Annotated in this window: 21 protein-coding genes; 3 read left to right on the forward strand and 18 right to left on the reverse strand. The window is 55.9% G+C overall.

The window, feature by feature from the left end; all coding sequences use genetic code 11:
• Positions 1-84: 84 nt before the first annotated feature.
• From FHG12_RS16135 to FHG12_RS16150, 4 genes are all read right to left on the reverse strand, one after another.
• On the reverse strand, positions 85-537 hold the full coding sequence (locus tag FHG12_RS16135) for an ankyrin repeat domain-containing protein (RefSeq protein WP_139516706.1): 453 nt from the start codon (positions 535-537) through the stop codon (positions 85-87).
• A gap of 105 nt (positions 538-642) precedes the next feature.
• The gene (locus FHG12_RS16140; RefSeq protein ID WP_165699429.1) at positions 643-1857 is read right to left on the reverse strand and encodes a PepSY-associated TM helix domain-containing protein; all 1215 of its coding nucleotides are present in this window, start codon (positions 1855-1857) and stop codon (positions 643-645) included.
• 77 nt (positions 1858-1934) lie between these two features.
• Positions 1935-4469, reverse strand: coding sequence for a TonB-dependent siderophore receptor (locus tag FHG12_RS16145; RefSeq protein WP_230471155.1), 2535 nt, complete (start codon positions 4467-4469; stop codon positions 1935-1937).
• Between the two features lie 201 nt (positions 4470-4670).
• Positions 4671-5720 carry an LLM class flavin-dependent oxidoreductase gene (locus tag FHG12_RS16150; RefSeq protein WP_139516708.1) on the reverse strand — a complete coding sequence of 350 codons (1050 nt, stop codon included), beginning with the start codon at positions 5718-5720 and terminating at the stop codon, positions 4671-4673.
• A 243-nt stretch (positions 5721-5963) separates the two neighbouring features.
• On the opposite strand from FHG12_RS16150, the gene FHG12_RS16155 reads away from it, so the two are divergent.
• Positions 5964-6608, forward strand: a complete 645-nt coding sequence (locus tag FHG12_RS16155) for a POTRA domain-containing protein (protein ID WP_139516709.1) — start codon at positions 5964-5966, stop codon at positions 6606-6608.
• A gap of 2 nt (positions 6609-6610) precedes the next feature.
• Here FHG12_RS16155 and FHG12_RS16160 read toward each other — a convergent pair whose 3' ends face one another.
• Positions 6611-8224 carry an MDR family MFS transporter gene (locus FHG12_RS16160; RefSeq protein ID WP_230471156.1) on the reverse strand — a complete coding sequence of 538 codons (1614 nt, stop codon included), beginning with the start codon at positions 8222-8224 and terminating at the stop codon, positions 6611-6613.
• Between the two features lie 142 nt (positions 8225-8366).
• Between FHG12_RS16160 and FHG12_RS16165 the strand changes: the two genes are divergently transcribed.
• Positions 8367-9134, forward strand: coding sequence for a sulfite exporter TauE/SafE family protein (locus tag FHG12_RS16165; protein WP_139516710.1), 768 nt, complete (start codon positions 8367-8369; stop codon positions 9132-9134).
• 66 nt (positions 9135-9200) lie between these two features.
• Here FHG12_RS16165 and FHG12_RS16170 read toward each other — a convergent pair whose 3' ends face one another.
• Positions 9201-9686 carry a hypothetical protein gene (locus FHG12_RS16170; protein ID WP_139516711.1) on the reverse strand — a complete coding sequence of 162 codons (486 nt, stop codon included), beginning with the start codon at positions 9684-9686 and terminating at the stop codon, positions 9201-9203.
• A 219-nt stretch (positions 9687-9905) separates the two neighbouring features.
• On the opposite strand from FHG12_RS16170, the gene FHG12_RS16175 reads away from it, so the two are divergent.
• Positions 9906-10940, forward strand: coding sequence for an SDR family NAD(P)-dependent oxidoreductase (locus tag FHG12_RS16175; protein ID WP_139516712.1), 1035 nt, complete (start codon positions 9906-9908; stop codon positions 10938-10940).
• Positions 10941-11024: 84 nt separating this feature from the next.
• Here FHG12_RS16175 and FHG12_RS16180 read toward each other — a convergent pair whose 3' ends face one another.
• The 12 genes from FHG12_RS16180 to FHG12_RS16235 all read right to left on the reverse strand — a co-directional run bounded on the left by FHG12_RS16180 (position 11025) and on the right by FHG12_RS16235 (position 22662).
• A complete protein-coding gene (locus FHG12_RS16180; RefSeq protein ID WP_139516713.1) occupies positions 11025-11528 on the reverse strand; it encodes a DUF5004 domain-containing protein in 504 nt (167 codons plus the stop codon).
• A 415-nt stretch (positions 11529-11943) separates the two neighbouring features.
• Positions 11944-12432 carry a hypothetical protein gene (locus tag FHG12_RS16185; RefSeq protein ID WP_139516714.1) on the reverse strand — a complete coding sequence of 163 codons (489 nt, stop codon included), beginning with the start codon at positions 12430-12432 and terminating at the stop codon, positions 11944-11946.
• Between the two features lie 297 nt (positions 12433-12729).
• On the reverse strand, positions 12730-13560 hold the full coding sequence (gene mutM / locus FHG12_RS16190; RefSeq protein WP_139516715.1) for a DNA-formamidopyrimidine glycosylase: 831 nt from the start codon (positions 13558-13560) through the stop codon (positions 12730-12732).
• A gap of 108 nt (positions 13561-13668) precedes the next feature.
• A complete protein-coding gene (locus FHG12_RS16195) occupies positions 13669-14571 on the reverse strand; it encodes a PhzF family phenazine biosynthesis protein (protein WP_139516716.1) in 903 nt (300 codons plus the stop codon).
• Positions 14572-14714: 143 nt separating this feature from the next.
• Entirely contained in the window at positions 14715-15587 is an 873-nt protein-coding gene (locus FHG12_RS16200; RefSeq protein ID WP_139516717.1) for a M48 family metalloprotease, read from the reverse strand.
• A gap of 246 nt (positions 15588-15833) precedes the next feature.
• Entirely contained in the window at positions 15834-16127 is a 294-nt protein-coding gene (locus tag FHG12_RS16205; protein ID WP_139516718.1) for a M13-type metalloendopeptidase, read from the reverse strand.
• Between the two features lie 254 nt (positions 16128-16381).
• On the reverse strand, positions 16382-16756 hold the full coding sequence (locus FHG12_RS16210) for a response regulator (protein WP_139516719.1): 375 nt from the start codon (positions 16754-16756) through the stop codon (positions 16382-16384).
• A gap of 57 nt (positions 16757-16813) precedes the next feature.
• On the reverse strand, positions 16814-17113 hold the full coding sequence (locus FHG12_RS16215) for an antibiotic biosynthesis monooxygenase family protein (protein ID WP_230471157.1): 300 nt from the start codon (positions 17111-17113) through the stop codon (positions 16814-16816).
• 355 nt (positions 17114-17468) lie between these two features.
• Positions 17469-17765, reverse strand: coding sequence for a hypothetical protein (locus tag FHG12_RS16220; protein WP_139516720.1), 297 nt, complete (start codon positions 17763-17765; stop codon positions 17469-17471).
• 87 nt (positions 17766-17852) lie between these two features.
• Positions 17853-19646, reverse strand: a complete 1794-nt coding sequence (locus tag FHG12_RS16225) for an ABC transporter ATP-binding protein (RefSeq protein WP_139516721.1) — start codon at positions 19644-19646, stop codon at positions 17853-17855.
• Positions 19647-19896: 250 nt separating this feature from the next.
• Positions 19897-21363, reverse strand: a complete 1467-nt coding sequence (locus FHG12_RS16230) for an efflux transporter outer membrane subunit (protein ID WP_139516722.1) — start codon at positions 21361-21363, stop codon at positions 19897-19899.
• Between the two features lie 84 nt (positions 21364-21447).
• The gene (locus FHG12_RS16235; protein WP_139516723.1) at positions 21448-22662 is read right to left on the reverse strand and encodes an efflux RND transporter periplasmic adaptor subunit; all 1215 of its coding nucleotides are present in this window, start codon (positions 22660-22662) and stop codon (positions 21448-21450) included.
• Positions 22663-22743: the final 81 nt, after the last annotated feature.

Raw genomic sequence — 22743 nt, forward strand, 5'->3', positions numbered from 1 at the left:
TTTAATGGTCTGGTTATAAGGCTGTTGGAAACAAACAAGGCCAAGCTGTTAAGCTTGGCCTTGTGATAAAAACTGTGTGGCGTGTTATTGCAGCTTCTGCTGAATCAGCGCGATTACCTCGGCATTGCCGCCTTCTTTGGCGGTGGCCAAGGCGTCTTTGCCATCGTCGTCTTTGGCCTTTACATCGGCGCCGTTGGCGAGCAGCAGCTCTACAATGGGTTTATTGCCTTTGCCGGCAGCCGTCATGAGCGCGGTTACCTGAAAGGCGTCTTTGGCATTGACCTGCGCTTTGTGCGCGATCAGGGTTTTCACCACTTCCAAGTTGTTGTTGGTGGCCGCTGTAATGAGGTAGCTGGTTTTGAAGCCGGGTACTACTTCAATCGCTGCGTTGGGGTCGGCACCGGCTTTGAGCAGCGTTTCGACTTGGGCAGCGTTGTTTTTCATTACGGCGGTGAAGAGCTCCTTGCTAGGCGTCTGAGCCATGGCCGAAGCTGCGCAGCTCAACAGGAAAACCGTCAGGAGGAGAATTTTTTTCATTGGGTACGCGTGATCTTAATTGTATAATTCTGTAAAAGTATAAAAAGCGCCAGATGCTTCCACCAGGCGCTTTCAAGAAAAATTAATAATTTGATAAGATCAGGGCTATTGCGCCGTCAAGACGGTATTGCGCTTCTTTTTAGCTTTTTTGAGTCGGTTTAGCCAAATGATTACGCCCGTTACCGGAAATGTGGTCCCTAAGAAACAGACAATCAGGGCAATGATTTTGGAGGGCGTGCCAAAAATGGATCCTACGTGTATCGGGCGAAATGTCCGGCGTACGCGCTGGCCGAGGTTGCGGTCTTCGAAAGCCAACTTGCCCAAGACTTGGCCACTGTACTGATCAAGGTAGAGCTCATCGCCGGCGGTTTCGTGGGCCGCGTTGGGGCGGAGCAGGTTTACCCGGATACTCTCGGCCGAATCTTTGGGCAGTTGAATGGCAAAAAACGCCGCGTCGCCGGCTTGCGAACGGGCCGCTGCGTAGGCGGCATCCAACCCGATGGCTTTGCCGCCGGGCAGAACCTGCGATTTGGGAGGCTCAGGGTTTTTCATTTCCGAGCCCGTGACAGTATAAATGCCTTTGTTAAACCATTCGAAGGACCACGCCAAGCCGGTGAAGGCAAACACAAACAGAAACAACGAGCTGTAAAAGCCCAGCACGAGGTGCAGGTCGTGGTTGAGCCGTTTCCAGCTGGCGCCCCACTTGATAGTCAGGCGCTGCTTCACCACCTTGCGCGTAGCTGGCCACCACAGCACAATGCCCGTGCCGATGATAAACAGAAAAAACAGCGTGCTCACGCCCACAATCAGCTTGCCCGCTGCGCCGCCCACCATGCCGCGGTGCAACGCCATCATTGTGAAAAAGAACGAGTCGCGGTAGTTGAGCTTGCCTACTACGGCACCCGTGTAGGGATTCACAAAGTATTGTGGTCCGCGCCCGCCTTCGCCGCCGCGTTGTTCGCCCTTCGCGCCGGGTTTGCCGCCTTTTTCTGGCTGTTTAGGGCGCTGGCCTTCCGATTTGCGCTCGCCCATAGGCGCGCTCCCCGCCAAGCTCACTTCTACAGTCCGCAACGGATCGGCGTAAACCTTCACGCCGGTCACTTTTGCTTGTGGAATCTCCGCTTTTACGGCTTGCACCAACTGCTCTAAAGGCAAACGCTGCTGGCTGCTGGCCGTTACGAAATAGCGCTCTGGGTGCCAGGCCTGTTCCAGCTCCTTTTCAAACACCAGCACGCCGCCCGTGAAGCAAACCAAGGCAATGACCAGCCCCGAAGCCAAGCTGAGGTACAGGTGAATGTTGCGAAAAAACGTCTTCATCATGGCAAGCATAGCTTTCTTATCGACTCAATGGATCAAAAACCATTGAATCATAAATAATTGATAATTAAACAGTTGTATTATAGCTTGTAAGAAAGCGTAGCCGAGAAGTTACGCGGGGCGATGGGGTTCACGCTGTTGTCGTCGTGGAGGTTGTAGCTGAGTTCGTCGAGGATGTTGGCCAGCTTTACGCGCAGCGAGAGCCGCTCGTACGAATAGCCCACCGAAGCATCGAACAGCACGTAATCGGGAATGGCGATGAGCTTGAACGCATCGTTGAAGGACTTGCCGGTGCTGGCATCCACGAGGCGCGTGTTGCGGCCGGCCAGCTTATCACCGACGTAGTAACCGGTTACGCCAGCGGTCAGGCCTTTCAGGAAGGTATTGTCGCTGAAAGTGTTGCCGAAGTTATAGAACAGGCTTAGGTTGGCCGTGTGAGCCGGGTTGTAGCGTAGGCGGCTGCCGTTTTCGTAGATATTGCTCTTCGTGTACGCGGTGTGGTTGAAGCTGTAGCCGGCAATAAACGACCAGCCTTGATAGGGCTTGCTCACGATGTCCACTTCCACGCCTTTGCTGGTTACTTCGCCAGCCAACTCCTGCGCCGTGGGGTAATTTCTGTTCCAGGCGGGGTTCGGCGTGTCGGTGCCGCTGATAAACTGCTGAATGGTCTGGGCTTGGTTGCTGTTCACGATGCGGTAAGCCGTCACGTTGGCCGACAGTGCTCCTTTAAACAAGTCATTTTTGACGCCGACTTCAAATTGGTCGATCAGAGAAGGAGCGAGGTTGGCGCCAGTCGCGTCGATGCCGGTATTGGGCGAGAACGAGTTAGAGTACGAGGCAAAAAGGGCGGTAGTCTTAATAGGTTGATACACAAGGCCCAAGCGCGGCGAAAAGGCGTTGTCGTAGCGGCGGTTTTCCTTCACCGTTGCCACAATTACACCCGAAGCATTGGGAGCGGCATAGGTGTACACATCGCTGGGCGTTTCCTGGTAGCTCCAGCGTACCCCGGCCAACAGCTTGATTTTCTCGCTGATGCTCAGCAAGTCCTGCACGTAGAAGCCTGCGCGGCGGGTGTTGCCGAGTGTGCGGGTGTTGCGCAACAAGGCTTCGTAGCTGCTCACGCGGCCAGCGGGTTGGCCCAATACTTTGCTGCGGTCCAGGACGTTGATAGAGTCGTATGCCTGAGCTACATAAGCCAGCGTGTTCGTTTGGTATTGATCGGCATCGGCACCGAGCAGCAAAGTGTGGTTCAAAAAGCCGGTCCGAAATGAGCCCGTCAGGTCAAGTTGAGCCAAGTAATAATTCTCGGCTGTTTTGGTGCGTTGCAGGTTGCGGCCCCAGTCGCCGTAGAGGCTGGATTTGGCGTGGGCCGGAACGTAGCCCGGAGTGCCCACTTTCCCGACGGCCGGCATGGTGCCGTTGTTGATGCTTGTGGGCCGCGAAGCACTGCGCAACTCGTTTTCATAGCGCTGAAAACCGGCCACGGCGCGTATTTGCCAGGCATCGTTTAGGTGGCTGGTCAGGGTGGCCGTAGCGCTGGTCTGCTGGGTAGCGTTCTGGGCGCCGGGTGCGTTCAGAAAGCGGCTGCGCGCCTCTAGGATCTGATAGTCAATGGCTCCGACGCCGAAGTCGGGCGTGCGGTTGTCGCGCAGGTAGTCGCCTTCCAGCACCAGATTGGTTTTGTCGGTCAGTTTGAAGAGCAGCGACGGGTTGACGTACACCCGGTTCGATTGTACCTGATCGCGGTAGCTGTCGCTGCATTCGTAGGTGCCGTTGAGGCGATACGCTACTTTTTCGCTCTGGCCTACGGCTCCGTACACGTCAAACATGGGCTTTATAAACCCGAAGCTCCCGGTGCGCAACGCTACCGACCCGCCTTGCTCGAAGCGTGGCTTTTTGGTCACGAGGTTGAGCACGCCGCCCGCAGCCACGTTGCCGTACAGAATGGCCGCGCTGCCTTTCAGTACTTCCAAACTTTCCAGCGAGCTAGCTTCAGGCATGATGCTGTTGTTGAAGCGCACGCCGTTTTTGAAAGTGTTGTTGCTGCCGTACGCAAAGCCACGGCTGCCCAATTCTTCCTGCGTGCCGCCGGTGGTGCTGGTCACGTAAATGCCACTGACATTGGTGATTGCGTCGCTTAGGTGCAGAACCTGCTGCTGCTCCAGTGTCTCTTGGCTGATGGAAACCACGCTCTGGGGCAAATCCAGGGGGCGAACGGGCATTTTGCCGATCAGCGTAGGCTTTTGGTTGATGGTGCGCGTGGCGGTCACTTTCACTTCGGCCAATTGCTGCGCACTCTGAGGCAGCGTTACAGTGGGCAGCATCAGGGTCTGGCGCGACTGGATCTCAACGGCAAATTCCTGTGGCGCTACGCCCAAGTAGCTGATTACCAAGGTGCTTTTGCCAGCAGGTACTTGCAGGGTAAAATGGCCCGCGGCGTCGGTATTGGTACCGATTGTCGAGCCTTTTACCATCACGCCAACTTGTTCGACGGGCTGCCCTTCGGCCGTTACAACCTGCCCCGTTACGGTTCCCTTCTGCAACTCACCTGGCCCAAATGCGGAGGTTAGCATCAATACCATGAGCAAGGCCGGGAGCAGTAGAAGAGAGCGCATCGTTATTTAGACTGATTAAAAACAATGCAAACTTAAGTGCTTATTTAGATTTAATACAAATAATATTAAGCTTAATCATAGTATTTTGTATAAATACCTGGTAGTAAGTATGTTATAATAAAAGTGGGTGCCATAAAGGCATAAAAAAGAGCCAAGCTTAAAAGGCCTGGCTCTTTTTTATGCCTAATACAATAGTTAGTCTTAATCCTGACTGACAGCCAGTTGCGCAGCTGCTGGCGTCAGTTCAAAGGCCTGGGCCAGGAGCTCATAAGAACGTAGCCGGTCGGCAAAGTCGTAGGTGATGGTGACAGCTACTACTTCATCCACGCCGTATTGGGCGGCTAGCTGTGTCAGTTTGGCCTTCACTTGCTCCGGCGTGCCGCTCACCATGCGTTGCCGATGGTAAACGAGGCGGTCGTGCTCGGCCGGGGAAAGCCCGAAGCTGGTAAGCGCGGTGTAGGGCGGAATGTTGATGCGCTCGCCGCGTTCGAGGCGTAGCATCTGCATGGCCATCGTGTCTTCAAGCTGACGCGCTTTCTCTTCTGTATCGGCGCAAAGCACGAAAATAGCCACGTTGGCCTGCGGGGCCGAAAGCAGGGCCGAGGGTTTGAAGCGCTCTTTGTATAAGCGCATCATGTTGGGGCCACCGATCGGGTTGATGAAGTGCGCAAAAGAAAACGCCATGCCCAGGTACGCCGCAAACAAGCCACTCTGGCCGCTGGAACTCAACATCCATAGCTCGGGCACGGTGGGCGCTTGCGGGGCGGCTTTTATTTTCTCCTGAATGGTATCGGGCTCGGCGGTGTCGGTAAGGAAGCGGCTCAGATCCATGAGTTGCTCCACGAAATCGTGCTCGTTGAAGGTATTGCCGGGGTTAAGAGCCGTGGCCGTGAGGCGATCGGCGCCGGGCGCGCGGCCAATGCCCAAGTCGATGCGGCCGGGGTACAGCGTTTCCAGCATCCGGAAGTTTTCGGCCACCTTCAGGGCGCTGTAGTGGGGCAGCATTACGCCTCCAGAACCCAGGCGAATATGCTGGGTTTCAACGCCTAAGCGCGCCAGCAACACTTCCGGAGTCGAGCCGGCCAAGGAGGAAGTATTGTGATGCTCCGAAACCCAGAACCGCGTGTAGCCAAGCTGTTCCGTGAAACGAGCCAGCTGAATCGTTTCCTGAATCGCCTGCTGTGCCGTGCCACCCTGGCGGATGGGCGACTGATCGAGCACGCTGAGGCGGAGTGAAGACGGGGAAGGCATAGCTTAAGTATTAAATCCAGTGTATAACCGCAGGCACGAGCCACGGTTCGACCCGAAGTAAATGCCAACAACAAAAGAATGTGTGAATATGAAGCGGGCGAAGCGATAATCTCCGGATGCAACCCTATTGTGTTCGCGTGGCTCCTGATTGTGCTAGGGCCGCAATATCTGCCGTGAGGCTTTGGTTATGCTTTTCCAAGCAGGCAAAATTCTAAAAGAGTCGCTTCAACTACTTCGAATCTCATGCAGAACCTTCGTTTCCTCCTTGTTTTGCCCGTTGTTGTATTTACCTGGCTGGCCACGGCCGCCATGAGCCCAACACCCGTAAAGTCGCTCAAAGCCAAGCTAAACGTGCTTACTTCGGGCCGGAGAGCGGCTCAAAGCAAAATCGGCCGCATTACGTGGCAAGGCAATAAAGCGATCTCAACCGAGCGCCTTAACCAAGTATTGGGTGTGAAAACCGGCGATGCATACGATTCTGTGGCCTTACACAAGCGCCTGCAATACGATCCCAAAGGCGATATTACTTCGCTTTATATGGACCAAGGGTACCTGTTCTTCTCGCTGAATCCGCAAGTTCTGCATCGTCCAGACGGCAGTGTTGACTTGACGTTTGTAATTTCGGAAGGGCGGCAAGCAGAAATAGGCAACATCACCGTGAGAGGCAACCACAAAGTGTCGACGGAAGAAATATTAAAGATCATTCCAACGCACTCCGGCGAGCTTTTTAGCCGGTCCAAATTGATGCAGGCTCAACGAAATATTGCTCAGATGGGCCCATTCGAGCGTACGAGGGTCGGTATCAACCCCAAACCAATTATGCGAGCCGATAAGCCCACAGACCAAGTTGACCTGGAATTTGTGCTTGTAGAAAAGAACAAACTTTAGGCTTAGGAACGGGTTCCCGGCTTTAATTCTACCAAAGCAGGGTGCCGAACCATGTGGCTTTTGCGCAGCGGCAATTCTGGCACGAACAGCGTAGCAATCCAGCCGGCGGCCACTAAGAAAATGGTACAGAAGTAGATACGGGAAATCGCATGTGAAAAGGCGGCCCGCACTTCCGGCGAGTTGGTAGTCGGGGAAGTCGGCACGGTTGGGCCTTCGCTGATGGCGCTCCGTACCTCACTATGAGCGGTTGGGCTGGCTGTGGGGCTGGAGATCTCCGATGGGGGCAACACCTGCGCCAAGCTGGCCGTGAGCACAGTGCCCAGCACCGCGGCCGAAATGGCGCCGCCAATCTGGCGAAAAAACTGACTGGCGGAGGTCGCCTGACCCAGAAACTGAGGCTCGATAGAGTTCTGAATGGCCAGCGTGTACAGCGGCATGATCGGCCCTAACCCAATGCCGCATAGCCCCAGGTACAGCAATACCTGGTGGTAGGAAACGTCGAGGGGCATGGTGGCCAGAAAACTCAGGCTCGCCATCACAACCAAGCCGCCGCCCAGCATCCAGTATTTGTAGTGCCCGAAGCGCGATACCATCTGGCCGGCTATCATGGAACCCAGCACGACGCCCAACGACAGCGGAATCAGGCTCACGCCCGCCCGGGTGGCCGACACGCCCACCACGTTGACCATAAACAGGGGCTCGAAAATTACGATGCCCAGAAAAGCGCCGCCCAGCAGAAACAAAGCCACGTTGGCCGAGCGAAAGACGCGGTTTTTGAACAGTCCGAAGTGCAGGACCGGGTTTTCGCACCCCAGCGAGCGCACTACAAACAGCGACAGGGCCACGAGCGACACCGCCAGAAAAGTGAGCGTAACCGGCGACAACCACCCATACACCGCTTTGTTGAGTTGCAGCGCGATCATGAGTGGTACTAAGCCCCCGATCAGGAGCAAAGCCGAGGGATAATCTAGGTGCTTGCGGCCGCCTCGCGGGCGCAAGGCCGGCATCTGGGTCAGGATGAACCACAGGGCCAGCGCGCCCAGCGGCAGGTTGACGTAAAAAACTAGCCGCCAGCCCGCCACCCCCGGAATCAGGTTGGTGCCGTGGTCGGTGAGCAGGCCGCCCATGAATGGCCCCAGCACGGAGGAAGTGCCAAAAACGGCTCCCGTAAACCCTTGATATTTACCACGTTCCGAAGGCGGGAATAAGTCGGCGATGATGATAAAAGCCAGCGCAAACAAGCCCGCGCCGCCTACGCCCTGAATGCCGCGAAAGATGATCAGTTGGCTCATGCCGTCGCCCAAGATGGGGAGCGTGCCAAACTCGCCGGCTAGTCCGCACAGCATCGAGCCCGTCAGAAAGATGCACACCGCTGTTACCTCGATGGTGCGCCGCGAGTAGGTATCGGCCAGCTTTCCGTAAATGGGCACCAACGTCGTGCTGGCCACCAGATACGCCGTGGCTACCCACGTAAAGCGATCCAGGCCGTGCAGGTCGGCCACGATGCGGGGCAGGGCCGTCGAGACGATGGTTTGGTCAAGAGAGCCCAGAAACATCGCCAGCAGAATACCGGCAAACGTGAGCATTTTATGACGATGGGTCAGCGAGCCGCGCATGGGTTGCAACAACAGGAGGGGAGTGAAGGTAGGTCGGCGGTGATAACAACTAAGATAGCGTAAGTAACGAACCCGAAGATTCTTAACGCGCAGCAATTCGCAGCGGTTGGCCCCGTATCTTCACCGGCTCAATTTTGCCGGCATGACCCTGACGCTTACCCTCCTGTGCTTGTTTGCCTTTTTGGCTGGTTTTATAGATGCTGTAGTAGGGGGCGGAGGCCTGATACAGCTGCCAGCCATGTTATTGTTGCTCAAGGGGGTACCCGTGCCAACTATCTTGGGTACGGGCAAAGTTTCGTCGTTGGCGGGCACTTCCGCAGCATTGCAGCGCTACGCCGGCAAAGTGCCGATGCGCTGGCGGGCCGTGGGCGCAGCGGCCGTTACGGCGGGGATGTTTTCTTTTGCCGGATCGCGGGTCGTGAGCCTGTTGCCTGCGGCACTGCTGCGGCCGTTGGTGCTGGGTCTGCTGGTCGTGATTGCGATTTATACTTTTTGGCGCAAAGATTTTGGTGCCATTCACGCCCCGCGGTTACCTGAGAATAAAGAGCCGCTCTACGGCATTCTCATAGGCGCTCTGCTCGGGTTCTACGACGGGTTTTTTGGACCGGGCACGGGCAGCTTCCTGCTGTTTGCCTTTGTGGGCCTGTTTGGCTACGATTTCATCACCTCGTCTGCCTCGGCCAAACTCGTGAACGTGGCCACCAACGTGGCCAGCCTTGCTTACTTCGCCTTCACCGACCAGATTCTATATCGTGTGGCGCTGCCCATGGCCGTCTGCAACATCTTGGGCTCCACGTTGGGAGCCCGCATGGCGCTCCGGCGCGGGACGGGATTCATGCGGGTGCTGTTTTTGGTGGTAGTCTGCGGAATTATCGTAAAACTGGGCTACGATACCTTTCAACAAACATAATCAGCTGACTACCAATACGGTAATGCGAGTGTGTGCTATATCGTACTGGTAATCAAGTGGTTGTCTTTATTCGCCGCCTGGCAGGCCCGGTACCGGGTTGCCCTGCGCACCTGACGTCGACGGAACGCCCATTTTCTCTTCGCGCTTGCGTTGGTAGCGGTCGAATTGCTGAGGCGTCAGTACTTCCTTCAAGGCTGCCAGTCGGGACTGGCCGATGTCGTCAACTACCGAGGCCATTTTACGCACATCGGTGCGGTATTGCAGGCGGGCCGTCTCGACACCGCGCACGCTGTTGAGGTTGATGTTGCGCACTTTTTCGGTTTGCTGAGGTGTGAGCGCCAGCGCCTGCCGCATGTTGTCGGTGAGGGCGTTGGCACGCTCATCGACTTTGGCTGCCGGCGGAGCAGGAACCGGCTGAGCCGCGGACGGGCCACCCACTTTTGGGGTGGCAGCGGCCGTAGGCTTCGGTTTAGGCTTAGTGGAAGCGGTCTGGGCCAGGCCCACGACAGAGGAGCTAAGCAACAGAGCGGTAGCGAGGATGGTCGTTTTCATTTCTAAATACCAGAAGTCAACTAGGTGCAAATCGGGTGCAAGACGTGAGGAAAATAGCCTTGCGCGCCCAAAGCTGCCCTTAGTAGCTTGTAAATATGATGCCAATTTGGAGAAGCTGCTGCTAGTAACGTTCGGATGCGCCTGTTTCATTCAGCGAAAAGCCAAAAATTATGCGGGGCCCGAAGTGTAACCTTTCGGCTTAACTTCCTTACAACTAGTATGAAGCGAAAATCCCGAAAAAACTGGCTCGTTGCCGCCGGCGTAGGTGCTCTTGTTGCGGCGGCTACCGTTTGGAGCAACCGCCGTGGCTCCTATGACCTGGAAGGCAAAGTAATTCTGATTACCGGCGGCTCACGCGGGCTGGGACTGCTACTGGCCCGGCAAGCGGTGGCGGAAGGCGCCAAAGTGGCTATCTGTGCCCGCGATGCCGAAGAACTGGAGCGGGCTCGGGAGGAACTCAGCGCCGGCGGCGCCGAAGTGATGACCCTGCAACGCGACATGACCAACGCCGAGGAAGTACGCACGCTCGTGGCCGAAGTGCAGGCAAAGCTTGGCCCCATCGATGTGCTGGTCAACAACGCGGGCATTATCACGGCCGGCCCCATCGACAATGTGGATCTGCGTGATTACCAGGAGTCTATGGATACGCACTTCTGGGCGCCGCTGCACACCATGCACGCCGTGTTGCCCTCGATGCGGAAGCGGGGCGAAGGGCGCATCATCAACATTGCCTCAGTAGGCGGCAAGGTAGCCGTGCCGCATTTGGCCGCTTACAGCGCCAGCAAATTTGCGTTGGTAGGCCTGTCGGAAGCCTTCCGGTCGGAGCTGATCCAGCAGGGCATTTTGGTAACCACCGTTTGTCCGGGCCTGATGCGCACAGGCAGTGCCCGCCACGCCATCGTGAAAGGGCAGCACAAAAAAGAGTACGCGTGGTTTACCATCGCCGACTCGCTGCCCGTGCTTTCGATGAATGCCGAAAGCGCCACCCGCCAAATCTGGAATGCCTGCCGGCGGGGCGAAGCCGAAGTCATTCTGAGCTTGCCGGCCAAATTGCTGGCGGGTTTTCACGGCTTGTTTCCGGGCACTACCGCCGACGTGCTGGGCTGGGTAAACCGCGTGTTGCCCGAGCCCGACGAGTATGGCTACGAACGCCGCCACGGCTACGAAAGCGAATCTGATCTGACAAAATCCTGGGTGACCATTCCCAATCGCCGCGCCGAACGCCGCAACAACGAGCTAACCAGCGATCGATAGTAAATATCTGGTAATCAGGTATTTATAAAATAAACGCGCCCGACTAAATAGCCGGGCGCGTGTTGTTGCAGAGGTGTGCGAGTATTAACGCGTAAACACCGAAGTGATAGTTGAAGCTTGGCCTTCTGCAGCAGCGTTCGTCTGGGTAAGGCGAAGCACGGTAGGCGTCAGCTCGGCCACACCAAAGCGGCGGACAGAGCCTTTCAGCGTAACGGTCAGCGAATCGCCGGTTGCGTTGAGCTTCCAAGTGCCCGGAAGCTGTTGCGGATCAGCGGGAGTAGCTTTCAGCGTGCCTTCGTCCAACAGGTAAGAGCCGTCGGCATTGTATTGGATTTGGTTGTCGCGCAACCAAGGTTTTACCAAGAAAAAGAGGTCGGTGGTAACGACGCCTTTGCCCGCTTCTGCGGCTGAGGCGGCCGTCATGGCCGTAAGGCGCCAGCTACCTGAGGCCAAGGTGTTCGATTTGGTTTGTACAGCATTCACTGTAGCGGATTGCTGTCCGGGATCTTTTAGCTCAACAGTTTCTTTCTCACAAGCGGCCAACGAAAAGAGAGCCGCCAAGCTCAGGAAAAGGGGCAATTTCTTCATGAAAGAATAAAATGGTGAAGGAAGTTCACGCAACACTGCGCAGTAAACCTATCGCATAGGCAAACTTAATTATGTCCAACAACTCTGTTCCTTCGAATTCTCACCTTCGAAGCATTCTACTGCTGCAAATGTAACATAAAATGTCTAAACTCTTAGAAAAATGCTATTATTTAAACACTTTGTTTGGATAGTTATATTTTTGTTCAAAAGCTAAAATATTTGAAATGTTATATATCTGGCAAAAGCCGGCCTTGGGGTTCAAAGTAGAATTAGTTGACCATAGTTTGGCATGATCACTTGTTAAACGTTGCCTGTCAAAACCAAAAATTGAAACGCGTGATGCACTAGGGATAAAAAACAAACGCGCCCCGCTATAGCAGCGGGGCGCGTTTTGGTCGTGGTAGGTGTGGTGAGACTAGTGCGTAAACACGGAGGTGAAGGTGGTTGCTTTGGCCTTGTCAACGCCATTGGTTTCGGTCAGCCGAAGCGCGGTGGGCGAGAGTTCGGTTACTGCGTACCGACGAACTACGCCAGGAAGCGTAACGGTCAGCGAATCGCGGGTGGTGCTGAGCTTCCAAGTACCCGAAATCTGCTGCGGATCAGCGGGGTTACCTTTCGTGGCGCCTTCGTTCTCTACGTACGTACCATCAGCGTTATACTGAATCTGGTTGTCGCGGGTGTAAGGCTTTACGGTAAACAGGACATCCGTCGTAATGGGGCCCGTGCCGGAATTCCAAGTTCCTGTCAGAGCGGTGAGGTGCCAGTTGCTACCGGTCAAGGCATCGCCTGAAGCTTGCGCATTGGCAGCAGGAGCAGAAGGCTCCTTTAGCTCAACAGTTTCTTTCTCACAGGCGGCTAAGGATGCGAGAGCAGCCAAACTCAGGAAGAGAGACAGTTTTTTCATGAAAGAATAAAATGGTGAAAGAAATTCACGCAAATACTGCGTAGTAGCCATGCGGCATAGGCAACCAGTTTATATTCAAGAATAATTCCTCGCCGAAGTGCTTGATTCGGAGCAGGTTACTGGCACAAAGATAATAGCAAAAACAAAGAGGCTATGAAAAATTCTATAACATAATCTTGGCGTTGAAATCTTTATATTTTAAGAATCAACAAAATAAATTGCATTCTGTAACATAATTCCTTTTGAAAACGTAGAGCACCCCCTATCAAGTGAAATATTTTAAATATTAGTATATAATTATATCGATTCACTTGGTTCAGGCTGGCAAATCTGGCAGTAGTAAGTAGCTCGACCGCCAACATATTTTTTTGCAATTTCCTCTTTCTGATGCCGCGGGCAAAAACGATGTTGGTCGGTGCCTGGCGTAGCCGATTCGTCCCATTCGCGGGCATGAATCAGAAAGTTTGCCGGAAACTGCCGATAGGTGGCCTCTTGGGTTATAGCAGTTTTCAGAACTGATTGAATAGCAGCATATAACGAGCTAAACTCAGCATCCGTGAGCGTGTTGGCGCGGCGCTCCGGATGAATCTTCGCTTGATACAACACTTCATCTACAATCCAATTGCCAAGACCTGCCGTGATGCTTTGGTCGAGCAGCAACGGTTTGATCAGAGTCTTCTTTTTACGCAATACCTGTGAGAGCTCTTCGAGGCTTATTCCCAGTGCATCAGGCCCCAGCTTCTTGTCTTTCTGGTACTGCTCAAGGCTATCCGTCAGGCGAATACGGCCGAACTTGCGCGGGTCGATAAAGGCAACACGCAGCCCATCGGCCAAGTGAAAAGCTACCCGTGTGAAACGCGGTACATCGTAATCGTGGCGGTAGGCTCCTACGTCGCCTGTCATGCCAAAGTGCAATACAAGCGCCGAACCGTCGGCAAATTCCAGGAAACAATTCTTACCAAGTCGGCGCGTGGCCACTACAATTTGCCCTACCAAACGGCGTCGCAGCGCGTCTTCATCTACGGCCAGCACATGCCGATCGAATACTTCAACAGCACTAATGGGTTGGTGCAGAATAACTTCGTCGAGAAAGCGACGGTAGGTTTCAACTTCGGGTAACTCAGGCACGGGCAGGAAACGAGTAAATTGGGGCACAAAAAAGCCACAGTCAGCGCCTGACTGCGGCCTCTTTGGGTCAACAACAAAGTGCCCCGAGGAGTTGCACTGCCGTGTTTTTCACACCCGCAGCAAGCCTTCCACCACGACTACGCCCGTGCCCCCAATCTGGACCGATTCGATGGCTTCACGCGGACCTTTGATGCTCACTGTAACCGTACCGGGGCGGCCCAGCCAATGGCCCTGTTCGGCGATAAATTCGGGTTTTTGAAGGTGACCATAACGCCACAGGTAAGCGGCCATGCCGCCGGTCGCAGAGCCTGTGACGGGGTCTTCGGCCACATCGGGTGGGGTGCAGAAATGACGGGCAAACGTATCGCCGGCAGCAGTAGCGCCCCCTAGGCAAAAGAGATGTGGGCTGAAGAAGTCGCTGGCGGCCCGGTAGCGGTCTAGGCTGGCCGGGTCGGGAAGCGAAGCCCGCCGCAGGGCATCGTGGTCGCGCACCAGCATCATGAGCTGTGGCGTGCCTGTACTAACCGTCTGGATGGGTGCGCCGGGGGCTAAGTCATCGGCGGTGAGCCCAAAGAGCGGCATCACTACGGCAGGGTCATGGAGGCTTCCGAACACGGGACGGCGCTGGGTCATGAGCACCTGCGGCGGCTCGTGGCGGGTGGCGGGCGCTTCTACATCAATGCGAATGGGGCCTTCCAGCAACTCTAGCTGTAACGTGGTTGTGGCTCCTGTAAGTGTCAGACGCCCAGTGTGTAGCAGGGCTGTGATGGTGGCAATAGTAGGATGGCCGGCCAGCGGAATCTCCTCGGCCGGCGTGAAGTAGCGAACGCCGAACTCCGCCACGGACGAGCGCCGCACAAAGGCCGTTTCCGACTGGTTGAATTCGCGGGCCAGGCGCTGCATCGTTTCGATGCTAAGCTCATCAGCATCAAGCACTACCGCGCACGGATTGCCGCCCAGAGGCGTAGTAGTGAAGGCATCAACCAGAAGAAAGGGCAGAGAAGTCGTCATGGAGCTAAGGTCGGGAAATAGGCGGGCGCAGCCAATAGCGCTTCTGGATACCAGTGGGAGCAAAAAGCGCCGTTAAAGGCAACAAACAAAAAAGACAGCCTCAAGTAGAGACTGTCTTTTATAAATGGTTGATTATTAATTAGTTATGACGGATCGGAAAGAAGGGCTACCTGTTGGCCGCGGTTGTTGAATACGCCACCGCGCGCACTGACGTACAGGCGGTTATCCTGTTCGTCGACCAAGATGTAAGGAAACGATGCGCTTGTCGAGCGGGTGAGGCGTCCGACTACTTCAACCGTGCTCGAATCTTCGTCGAGGCGCACCACTTTCAAGCCATTAATCAGGTAGTACTGCGCGTCGGGGTTGCTGCGGAAGGTGATTTTGCCCAGTACTTTCACCGGCGAACCCGCTATTGGTTGGGCCGGGCGGCTTGCCAACGCAACGGGCGCGGCCGAGGGAGCCGTCGAATGCGTGCTGGCAACTATCTGATCGTTAGCACGTTTCCAACCATCGCTGATAGATTTCAGGCGGGGTGCCCGGCCTGGGTGTGTTTCCGAGCCTTCGTCGTCGGAGATTACGGCCATGGCCGTTTGGGCTTCGGCGAGGCTGGCGCCCATTTTGCGCAGAACAAAACCCGAAAACTCGTCGGCTTCTAGCTCGTCGGCGGGTTGCGAACCCCCGGCGCGCAACGTGTGCCCGTTGAGGTGGTGTCCCATTTCGTGCGCCAAAATGCTGATGCCGGCCCAGTCGGTGCGGCCAGCCTTATTGACGGCCGATACGAACTCGGGGTTATATAATAAATAACGTTTTCCGCCGTACACCACGGCTGCGGCATTTTGGACTTCGGTAGTTGCTCGCAACTCGAAGCGCGGCTTGAGCCCCACTACGTCCGTGATTTCGCGCAGCACGTCGCGAGTGCCGGTAGCGGAAGATTGGGCAAAAGCATTGCCCGTAAGCAGAAGCCACCCGGCAAGCAACAAACCTGCAAAGCGGCGGAAGATGCGATTTTGGGTCATGGGAAAATCCTTTTGGCTATAGCATCACCAGGCAACTTTGCTGCCAATCTAACGGCGGAATACAACTGATCACTGGTCTGTAAGCATAACGCTAACCGAAGCTATTTTCGTTTGAAATCGTGAAAAAAGTTTGGCGTAAGCTGCCCGAGGAGGTAGGCCGTTTTTGGAGGCGAATTGGGAACAGAAGAGCCCCAATCCGTAAGTTTACGGGTTGGGGCTCTAGCGTCAGGGGTGTTGTACTGTAGCCTACCAAATGACCACCCGCTCCTTTGCGGGCCGCCACATGGCATCGCCTTCTTCGATGTTGAAAGCGGTGTAGAACGCATCCAGGTTTGACAGCGGCCCGTCGACCCGGAACCCGCTGGGGGAATGGGGGTCGGTGAGTACCTGCGTCCTTACGCTTTCATTCCGGGCTTTGGTGCGCCAGATGAAAGCGTAGGATAGGAAGAAACGCTGGTCGGGCGTGAGGCCGTCAACCAGTTGGTTGCCCTTGCCCTGTGCCGTTTTTTGAACGCTGGATAGGCTACGGTCACGCCGCACAAGTCACTGATGTTGCAGCGATACCAGAAATACGCAGTGGTGTATTGTGGCTTACTAATTGAGGATCAGCAGTATGCAGGAAAGCAGCGGATGCCACATTTGGGTTGTAGCAGAAGATAAGAGCCTGAAATTGAGGGAGCACCAGCAGTTCCCAGCCCGTCCGACAGGTTCTGCTGCTACCCGGAAGCCAGTACCCCTGTAAAAGAGAAAATATTATTAATGTAAATAGTTGATAATCAAGTAGTTGGACTAAGCTACGCGACGTTTTTTAGCTTGGCCTTCAGCGCTGGAAAATCGACGGGTTTGGACAGCAGATCATCGGCCCCCAGCGTCAGGGCTTGCTGGCGGGTCTGCTCGTCGCTGTAAGCCGTGAGCATCATCACGGCGGGTGGCGGCGCCTGGTATTGCTCCCGGATGTGCCGCAAAAGCTCCAAGCCACTCATGCCCGGCATGTTGATGTCCGAGAGCACCAGCTGGGTCTGGGAGGGATGCTCGGCCAGATAAGTCAAGGCCTGCTCGCCCGAATAGCAGAAGGCCAAATTCAGTTCCCCACTGCGAAGTTCGCGGCGAAACCGCTGCTCAAACAGCAGCTTGATGTCCATTTCGTCGTCTACAACCAGGATCGTCATGAATGAAAAACGTTAACTAAGTTACCTTGTCTTCGCTTGCGCCGCCAAGGCCATTGCTTAAAAAGTCTGCACGGCTACCTCATAATAGTCAATGCTGGGCTGACCTGCAAAATAGGGCGCTAAATGATTGAAAACTTCTTGCAATTCCCCACTGTTTTCGGCTTCCTTTCGGTGCTCTTCGTTGTCCCAGTACATCACGGCCAGGCACCGATTGGCGGCAGTATTGGTCAGGAAACGGCTGGTAACGTAGCCTGGTTGCACCTTCAGGACCGGCGCGATCGCGCTCCGAAAGAGTTCGACTGCCTGCGGGGTGGTGCCGGGCTGGAGGTCAACCTGAAAAATACGAGCGTACAACATGGTCGTTTCGAGGTAGAAGAACGAGCAAAGAGGGCAGAACGCACATCTACATTCTCCCCGACGCATGCCGAGCCAGTGCGTGTTGCCGACGCCTGCTTGAAGCATGGAGATGCACCTCGTAAGTAGGGAATTATAATCAAAAAATCATATAGGTATCTTGGGCTTTCCGAGTGCCTGACTATGCCCCACCGAGGCGGCACTTTTCCAGGCAAACCGGGTGCTCAGTTGTAATCAGATGCGGCCTACAGTGCCGCGATTGCTCTTCTGAACGAACACTCTACGCTATTGTAAGTGGCAGGTAGCAAAGGCTGAAACTCGCGAGATAGCACAGGTTTAGCAAAAGCCATCAGTTTGGTCAAATATCTGATAATAAAGACCTTACCTGCTCGGGTAATTCTTCGGGACCGCTGGATAGTTCGTCGAGGTAAAGCGCTGACTTATCGGGCAGCAGCAAGCGCCATTCCGTCAATACTTCTTCCGCTTCCTCACCAGCCGACATCGACTGGTGCGTGCGCGGAGGCGGACAATACTGGTTCCACATGCTGGCCAAAGCGCACAGGGCGTCGTAGAGTTGGGCGTTGCGCTTGGTTAGCTGGGCCCGCAGGTCTGCGTTTTCGGCGAGCACATCGGCCATATTCTGAGGCTGTTCCATGCTCTAATGTAGCACACTTGCGTACAGAACGCACGCAAATGCTTGCTAAACTGATAGTTGCTACCGCTTCAAAACTGCGCGAGCAGATTACGCTTTCGCCAACTGCTTCGCCGACGCAACGGCGGGCGTAGGGCGCTCGCCGATTTGCTGCCGCCACATGGCATAGTACAGACCTTTCTGGGCCAGTAACTCTTCGTGGCGGCCGTATTCGGCAACATGCCCACGCTCAAGCACATAGATGCGATCGGCGTGCAGGATGGTGCTGAGGCGATGCGCAATTAGGATGGTGATGTGCTGCCGCGAGCCCGACAGCTCCCGCACCGTCTTGCTGATCTCTTCTTCCGTAAGCGAGTCGAGGGCGGAAGTGGCTTCGTCGAACACGAGCAAAGTAGGGCGGCGCAACAGGGCGCGTGCGATGCTAAGGCGCTGTTTTTCACCACCCGATACTTTCACGCCGCCTTCGCCAATCACCGAATCGAGGCCTTGCGGGGCGCGGGCCAGTAGCGAATCGGCTGCCGCTTCGTGGAGTGCGCGGAGGCACTCTTCGTCGGTGGCGTTGGGCGCCACAAAGCGCAGGTTCTCGCGAATGGTGCCGGCGAAAAGCTGCGTATCCTGTGTGACAAAGCCAATTTCTTCGCGCAGCTCGTCTAGGTCCAGCTCGTAGCCGGGGATGCCGTTGTAGAGAATGCGGCCCGCCGCCGGCGGATACAAGCCTACCAGCAGCTTCACCAGCGTCGTTTTGCCCGATCCCGATGGCCCCACAAAGGCGATGGTTTCGCCCAGCTGCGTTTCAAACGAAATGCCATCCAAGGCGGCACTACTGGCCGTGAGGTGCTTGAAGCGAACGTCCTCAAAAGCAAGCGTTTGAATCTGATTAATCTTCTTGGGATGCGCGGGTTTTATTTCTTTCGGCGTGTCCAGAATCTGTTGGAAGTTGGCCAGCGAAGCTTCCGTTTCGCGGTACACGTTGATGATGTTGCCCAGCTCCTGCAACGGACCGAAGATGGCAAACGAGTAGATAAACAGCGAGAAGAATTCACCCACCGTAATGCGGCCCTGCACCACCAGAAACAGCATCATCAGCATGATGGCGTTGCGCAACAGGTTGACAAACGTGCCCTGCACAAACGACAACGACCGGATGTAGCGGACCTTTTTCAGTTCCAGCTTCAGGATTTTGCCGGTAGTGGCGTTGAGCCGCTCGGTTTCCTGTTGGGCTAGGCCCAGGCTTTTTACCAACTCAATGTTGCGCAGGCTCTCGGTGGTGGCGCCGGCCAGCGCGGTCGTTTCGGCCACGATGGTTTTCTGAATAGTCTTGATGCGCTTGCTCAGCACCGAGCTGATGAAGCCCAGCAGCGGAATGGTCAGGAAGTAAGCCGGCGCGATGGGCCAGTACACCGAGGCCGCGTACCACATCACGAATACGATGCCTACGATGGACGTAAACAACACATTCACAAAGGATTGGATCAGCTTCTCGACGTCGGCCCGGACCTTCTGCAACTTGCCCAACGTTTCGCCCGAACGCTGATCCTCAAACACTTGGTAGGGCAACTCCAAGGAGTGCCGCAACCCATCGGAATAGAGCTGAGCGCCCAGGCGCTGGGTGATGACGTTGACGTAGTAGTCCTGAAAGTTTTTGGCAATCCGTGACACCATGGCCACGCCCATAGCCAGCAAAATCAGCGGCCCGGCCCCCCGAATAAACGGCCCGAAGCCTTGGTAGTGCAGCCCGCCCGTCGGCTTAACGACGTACTGGTCAATGATTTTGCGGAAGACCCAGGGATCGAGCAGGGAAAAGATCTGGTTGATGGCCGCCAGTACCAGAGCCAGCACCAGCAGGCCCCAATAGTTGCGTAAGTAAGCGTAGAGGAGTTTCATAGGGAGCAAAAGAATCTACTAGCAAAGCGCCATGGACAGCGATAAGTTTTGGCAGCGCTGTTTCTTTATGCGACTCGAGAAGATACAGAATTCGAGGCAAGTATAAGTAACTGATTAACTGATAATTGTGAAACTGGTGTTTGTTGCTTTCACGGCCTGAATGACGTAACGCCGTCCGGCGTCCTATACTGCGTTCGGGAAACTGGGCGGCGTTATGGTAGAATGTACTGGGGCTGCCAGAATGATTTTCTTACTCCCAACTTCCGCCTAACGCCTTGATGAGCTGCACGCTGTAGCGTAGCTGATCGCCTTGCGTCTGGACGACCAAGCGAGCCGCATCAAGGGTAATGCGGTCGGCATCAACTACTTCGAAGTAATTGGTGAGGCCGCGGTTGTAGCGCTCCCGGGTGAGCAGGCCGGCGAGGCGGGCCGAGCGCAACGCCCGCTGCTGGGCTTGAAGCTGAGCGGCGCTTTGCTTCACATCGGCCAGGGCCGTTTCGACTTCCTGAAAAGCCACCAGCGCCGATTGCTTGTACTGGGCCGCCGCCGTGTTGTAGCGCGCTTCAGCCACTTGCTGATTGGCACGGTTGCGGCCGCCGTTGAAGATTGGGATGGCAATGCCGCCGCCCACGTAATACGTGTAGCTTTGTTTAAGACGCATGATTTCAGTGAGTTGGGAGCTCTGCGGACCAACGTAGCCAGAAAGCTCCACAGCGGGCAGACGATTCAGGCGGGCCACGTCGATGCGGGTGTTGGCGGCGGACAGCTGGCGCTCGGCCTGTTGCAAATCGGGACGGCGCGTGAGCAGGTTGGCCGGCAGCGAAGCCGGAACGACAGGCGCCGCCAGCAGGGTAGGGCGCGGCGCCACCGTGAAGTTGCTGGCCGGCTGACCGCACACAGTAGCCAGCGCGGCTTCGAGCCCCGCACGCTGCCGCTTCAACTCAATGATGCCGGCTTCGACGTTGGCTAGCTCGGTTTCGGCGCGGCGCACGCCGATTTCGTTGTCGACGCCAGCTTTGAAACGGGCCTTCACGAGCTGCAAATTCTGAATTCGGGCCTGACGCGTGCTGTCGAGCACGCCCAAATCGGCGTCGAGGCTGCGGATGCTGAAATAGTAGTTCGCCACGTCGGTAGTAAGGGTGAGCTGCACGGTACGCAGCTCGGCTTCGCTGGCCTGCTGGTCGGCTTCGGCGGCCTGCACGTTGCGCCGTAAACGACCCCACACATCCACTTCGTAGCTCACGTTTAGAGGAACGTAAAACTGCTGCTGCTTCACGCCCACTGCTGCCACATTCGGAATGGCCAACGGCCGCAAAGCCGATAGGCGGCTGCGAAATACCGAGGGGTTAAGCGTTACCTCCGGTGAACGGTAGGAATTGACTACCAATACGTTGGCGCGCGCTTCTTCCACCCGCGATACGGCGGCCTGCACGCTGAAATTGGCTCCCAAGGCCTGTTGTTCGAGGGCCGTGAGGTCGGGGTCGTTGTAAAGCGTCCACCAGGCGGGCACGGCCGGGGCTTGGGGCAATACAGATGCGGTTGCGGAGGGCGGAGTAGGGCTAGCTGCCTGCGTAGAAGGAGCGTTGCGCCACTGCGTCGGGGTGGGTACATCCGGCGCTTGGTAGTGCGAAGTCGTTGCGCAACCCGCCAGTAGCAACGCAGTAAAAAAATACAGCAAACCGTGCCGCAAACCAAGGACAAGTGTATACAACTTCATGCGAAGTAGGAAGAGCTAAAGCAAAAAGATGATTTATATAAATGATTAATTATCAATAGTTTATAAAATAATTTGTGCCAACTTCTACGGGTTGGCTCTTCCATCAAGGGGCGACGAAACGCGCGGGCGGTCCGGGTCGTTGAAGCGCGGCGCGGCTGCGGGGGGAGCCGGGCTTTCGGGCTTCTTGACCTCGGCTAGCCTGGTTTTTACTTCCTGGCCTTCCTGCAAAGTTTCGGCAGGGTTAATTACCAATAGTTCGCCGCCCTTAAGGCCATGGATAACTTCGAGTTGGGCACCAAAGTCGCGGCCCGGCGTGATAGGCTGATAGTGTACTTTGTTGTTCTGCACTACCACTACTTGTGGCGTGGTGCCGCCCGGCACCAGCGCATTGGCCGAAATAATGACACTGGGCGTGGTGCGCACGAGGTTGAAACGCACCTGCGCAAACATGCCGGGCAAGAGCTTCTGATCGCGGTTGGCCACTTTCACTTCCGTGAGCAGCGTGCGCGTCGAGGTATTCAGGGCGCCGGCGCTGCGCGAAACGCGGCCGGCAAATTTGCGGTCGGGAAATTCGGGCACCAGCACATCCGTAGTCAGGCCGGGCCGGATGCTGGGAACGTAGTTTTGGGGCACATTCACAAAAGCCCGCAGCGTATCCGTTTGCTCAATTTTGAAGAGCTGGGCACCCTCGGCATTGGTGGTTGATACCAGCGAGCCCACTTCTACATTGCGCTGGGTCACGATGCCGCTAAACGGCGCCACCACGCGGCGAAACTCCTGCAACGCGGTCAGCCGATTGACGGCGGCTTGGTGGGCGGCAAATTGTGCCTGGCCTTCGTCGAGTTCCTGTTTGGAAATGGCACCCGGCAGCTCCACGCTGCGCAGGCGGTTGTAGCTGGTGCGCGCCAAGCCCAGGTTGGCCCGCGATTCGGAGATCTGCTGGTCCAGCTCGGGGGTGGCGATGAGGGCCAAAAGCTGGCCGCGGCGCACCCGGGTTCCGATGTCGGCGTACCACGCCTTTACGAAGCCATCGGTACGGGCAAACACGAAGGTTTCCCGGTTCGATTTGGTGTCGGCGGGCAATTCGATCCGGGTAGAATCGGGGGCCGGGCGGGCGGGTTGCACCGTCAGGACGGGCGCGGCCGTGGCGGCCGTTTTGCTTTCCGCGTTCAGCGCTTTTTCACGGCGCAGACGCGGCAGCAAACCCAGCAAGAACAGTCCGCCAAACACGACGGCTATTACCAGGATGGTTATCCAAAAACGGCGGTTGCTCCGCGGAGCCGTTGAGTCGTCAGTCATCAGAGTTTCAGGTTAGGATTTCCGGGGAAATCGCACCGTGTAGTAATTATATAAGTATTTGATAGTCAAACACTTATAATA

Origin of the sequence: Hymenobacter jejuensis (assembly GCF_006337165.1) — a bacterium.
Classification (GTDB): domain Bacteria; phylum Bacteroidota; class Bacteroidia; order Cytophagales; family Hymenobacteraceae; genus Hymenobacter; species Hymenobacter jejuensis.

Excerpts from the sequence above, each read along its gene's own strand:
- FHG12_RS16225 (WP_139516721.1), bottom strand. The coding sequence starts at position 19,646 with ATGAAACTCCTCTACGCTTACTTACGCAACTATTGGGGCCTGCTGGTG.
- FHG12_RS16215 (WP_230471157.1), bottom strand. The coding sequence starts at position 17,113 with ATGTTGTACGCTCGTATTTTTCAGGTTGACCTCCAGCCCGGCACCACC.
- FHG12_RS16155 (WP_139516709.1), top strand. The coding sequence starts at position 5,964 with ATGCAGAACCTTCGTTTCCTCCTTGTTTTGCCCGTTGTTGTATTTACC.
- FHG12_RS16145 (WP_230471155.1), bottom strand. The coding sequence starts at position 4,469 with ATGCGCTCTCTTCTACTGCTCCCGGCCTTGCTCATGGTATTGATGCTA.
- FHG12_RS16170 (WP_139516711.1), bottom strand. The coding sequence starts at position 9,686 with ATGAAAACGACCATCCTCGCTACCGCTCTGTTGCTTAGCTCCTCTGTC.
- FHG12_RS16200 (WP_139516717.1), bottom strand. The coding sequence starts at position 15,587 with ATGACCCAAAATCGCATCTTCCGCCGCTTTGCAGGTTTGTTGCTTGCC.
- FHG12_RS16210 (WP_139516719.1), bottom strand. The coding sequence starts at position 16,756 with ATGACGATCCTGGTTGTAGACGACGAAATGGACATCAAGCTGCTGTTT.
- FHG12_RS16175 (WP_139516712.1), top strand. The coding sequence starts at position 9,906 with ATGAAGCGAAAATCCCGAAAAAACTGGCTCGTTGCCGCCGGCGTAGGT.
- FHG12_RS16235 (WP_139516723.1), bottom strand. The coding sequence starts at position 22,662 with ATGACTGACGACTCAACGGCTCCGCGGAGCAACCGCCGTTTTTGGATA.
- FHG12_RS16220 (WP_139516720.1), bottom strand. The coding sequence starts at position 17,765 with ATGGAACAGCCTCAGAATATGGCCGATGTGCTCGCCGAAAACGCAGAC.
- FHG12_RS16185 (WP_139516714.1), bottom strand. The coding sequence starts at position 12,432 with ATGAAAAAACTGTCTCTCTTCCTGAGTTTGGCTGCTCTCGCATCCTTA.
- FHG12_RS16165 (WP_139516710.1), top strand. The coding sequence starts at position 8,367 with ATGACCCTGACGCTTACCCTCCTGTGCTTGTTTGCCTTTTTGGCTGGT.
- FHG12_RS16230 (WP_139516722.1), bottom strand. The coding sequence starts at position 21,363 with ATGAAGTTGTATACACTTGTCCTTGGTTTGCGGCACGGTTTGCTGTAT.
- FHG12_RS16195 (WP_139516716.1), bottom strand. The coding sequence starts at position 14,571 with ATGACGACTTCTCTGCCCTTTCTTCTGGTTGATGCCTTCACTACTACG.
- FHG12_RS16160 (WP_230471156.1), bottom strand. The coding sequence starts at position 8,224 with ATGCGCGGCTCGCTGACCCATCGTCATAAAATGCTCACGTTTGCCGGT.
- FHG12_RS16140 (WP_165699429.1), bottom strand. The coding sequence starts at position 1,857 with ATGATGAAGACGTTTTTTCGCAACATTCACCTGTACCTCAGCTTGGCT.
- FHG12_RS16135 (WP_139516706.1), bottom strand. The coding sequence starts at position 537 with ATGAAAAAAATTCTCCTCCTGACGGTTTTCCTGTTGAGCTGCGCAGCT.
- FHG12_RS16150 (WP_139516708.1), bottom strand. The coding sequence starts at position 5,720 with ATGCCTTCCCCGTCTTCACTCCGCCTCAGCGTGCTCGATCAGTCGCCC.
- FHG12_RS16180 (WP_139516713.1), bottom strand. The coding sequence starts at position 11,528 with ATGAAGAAATTGCCCCTTTTCCTGAGCTTGGCGGCTCTCTTTTCGTTG.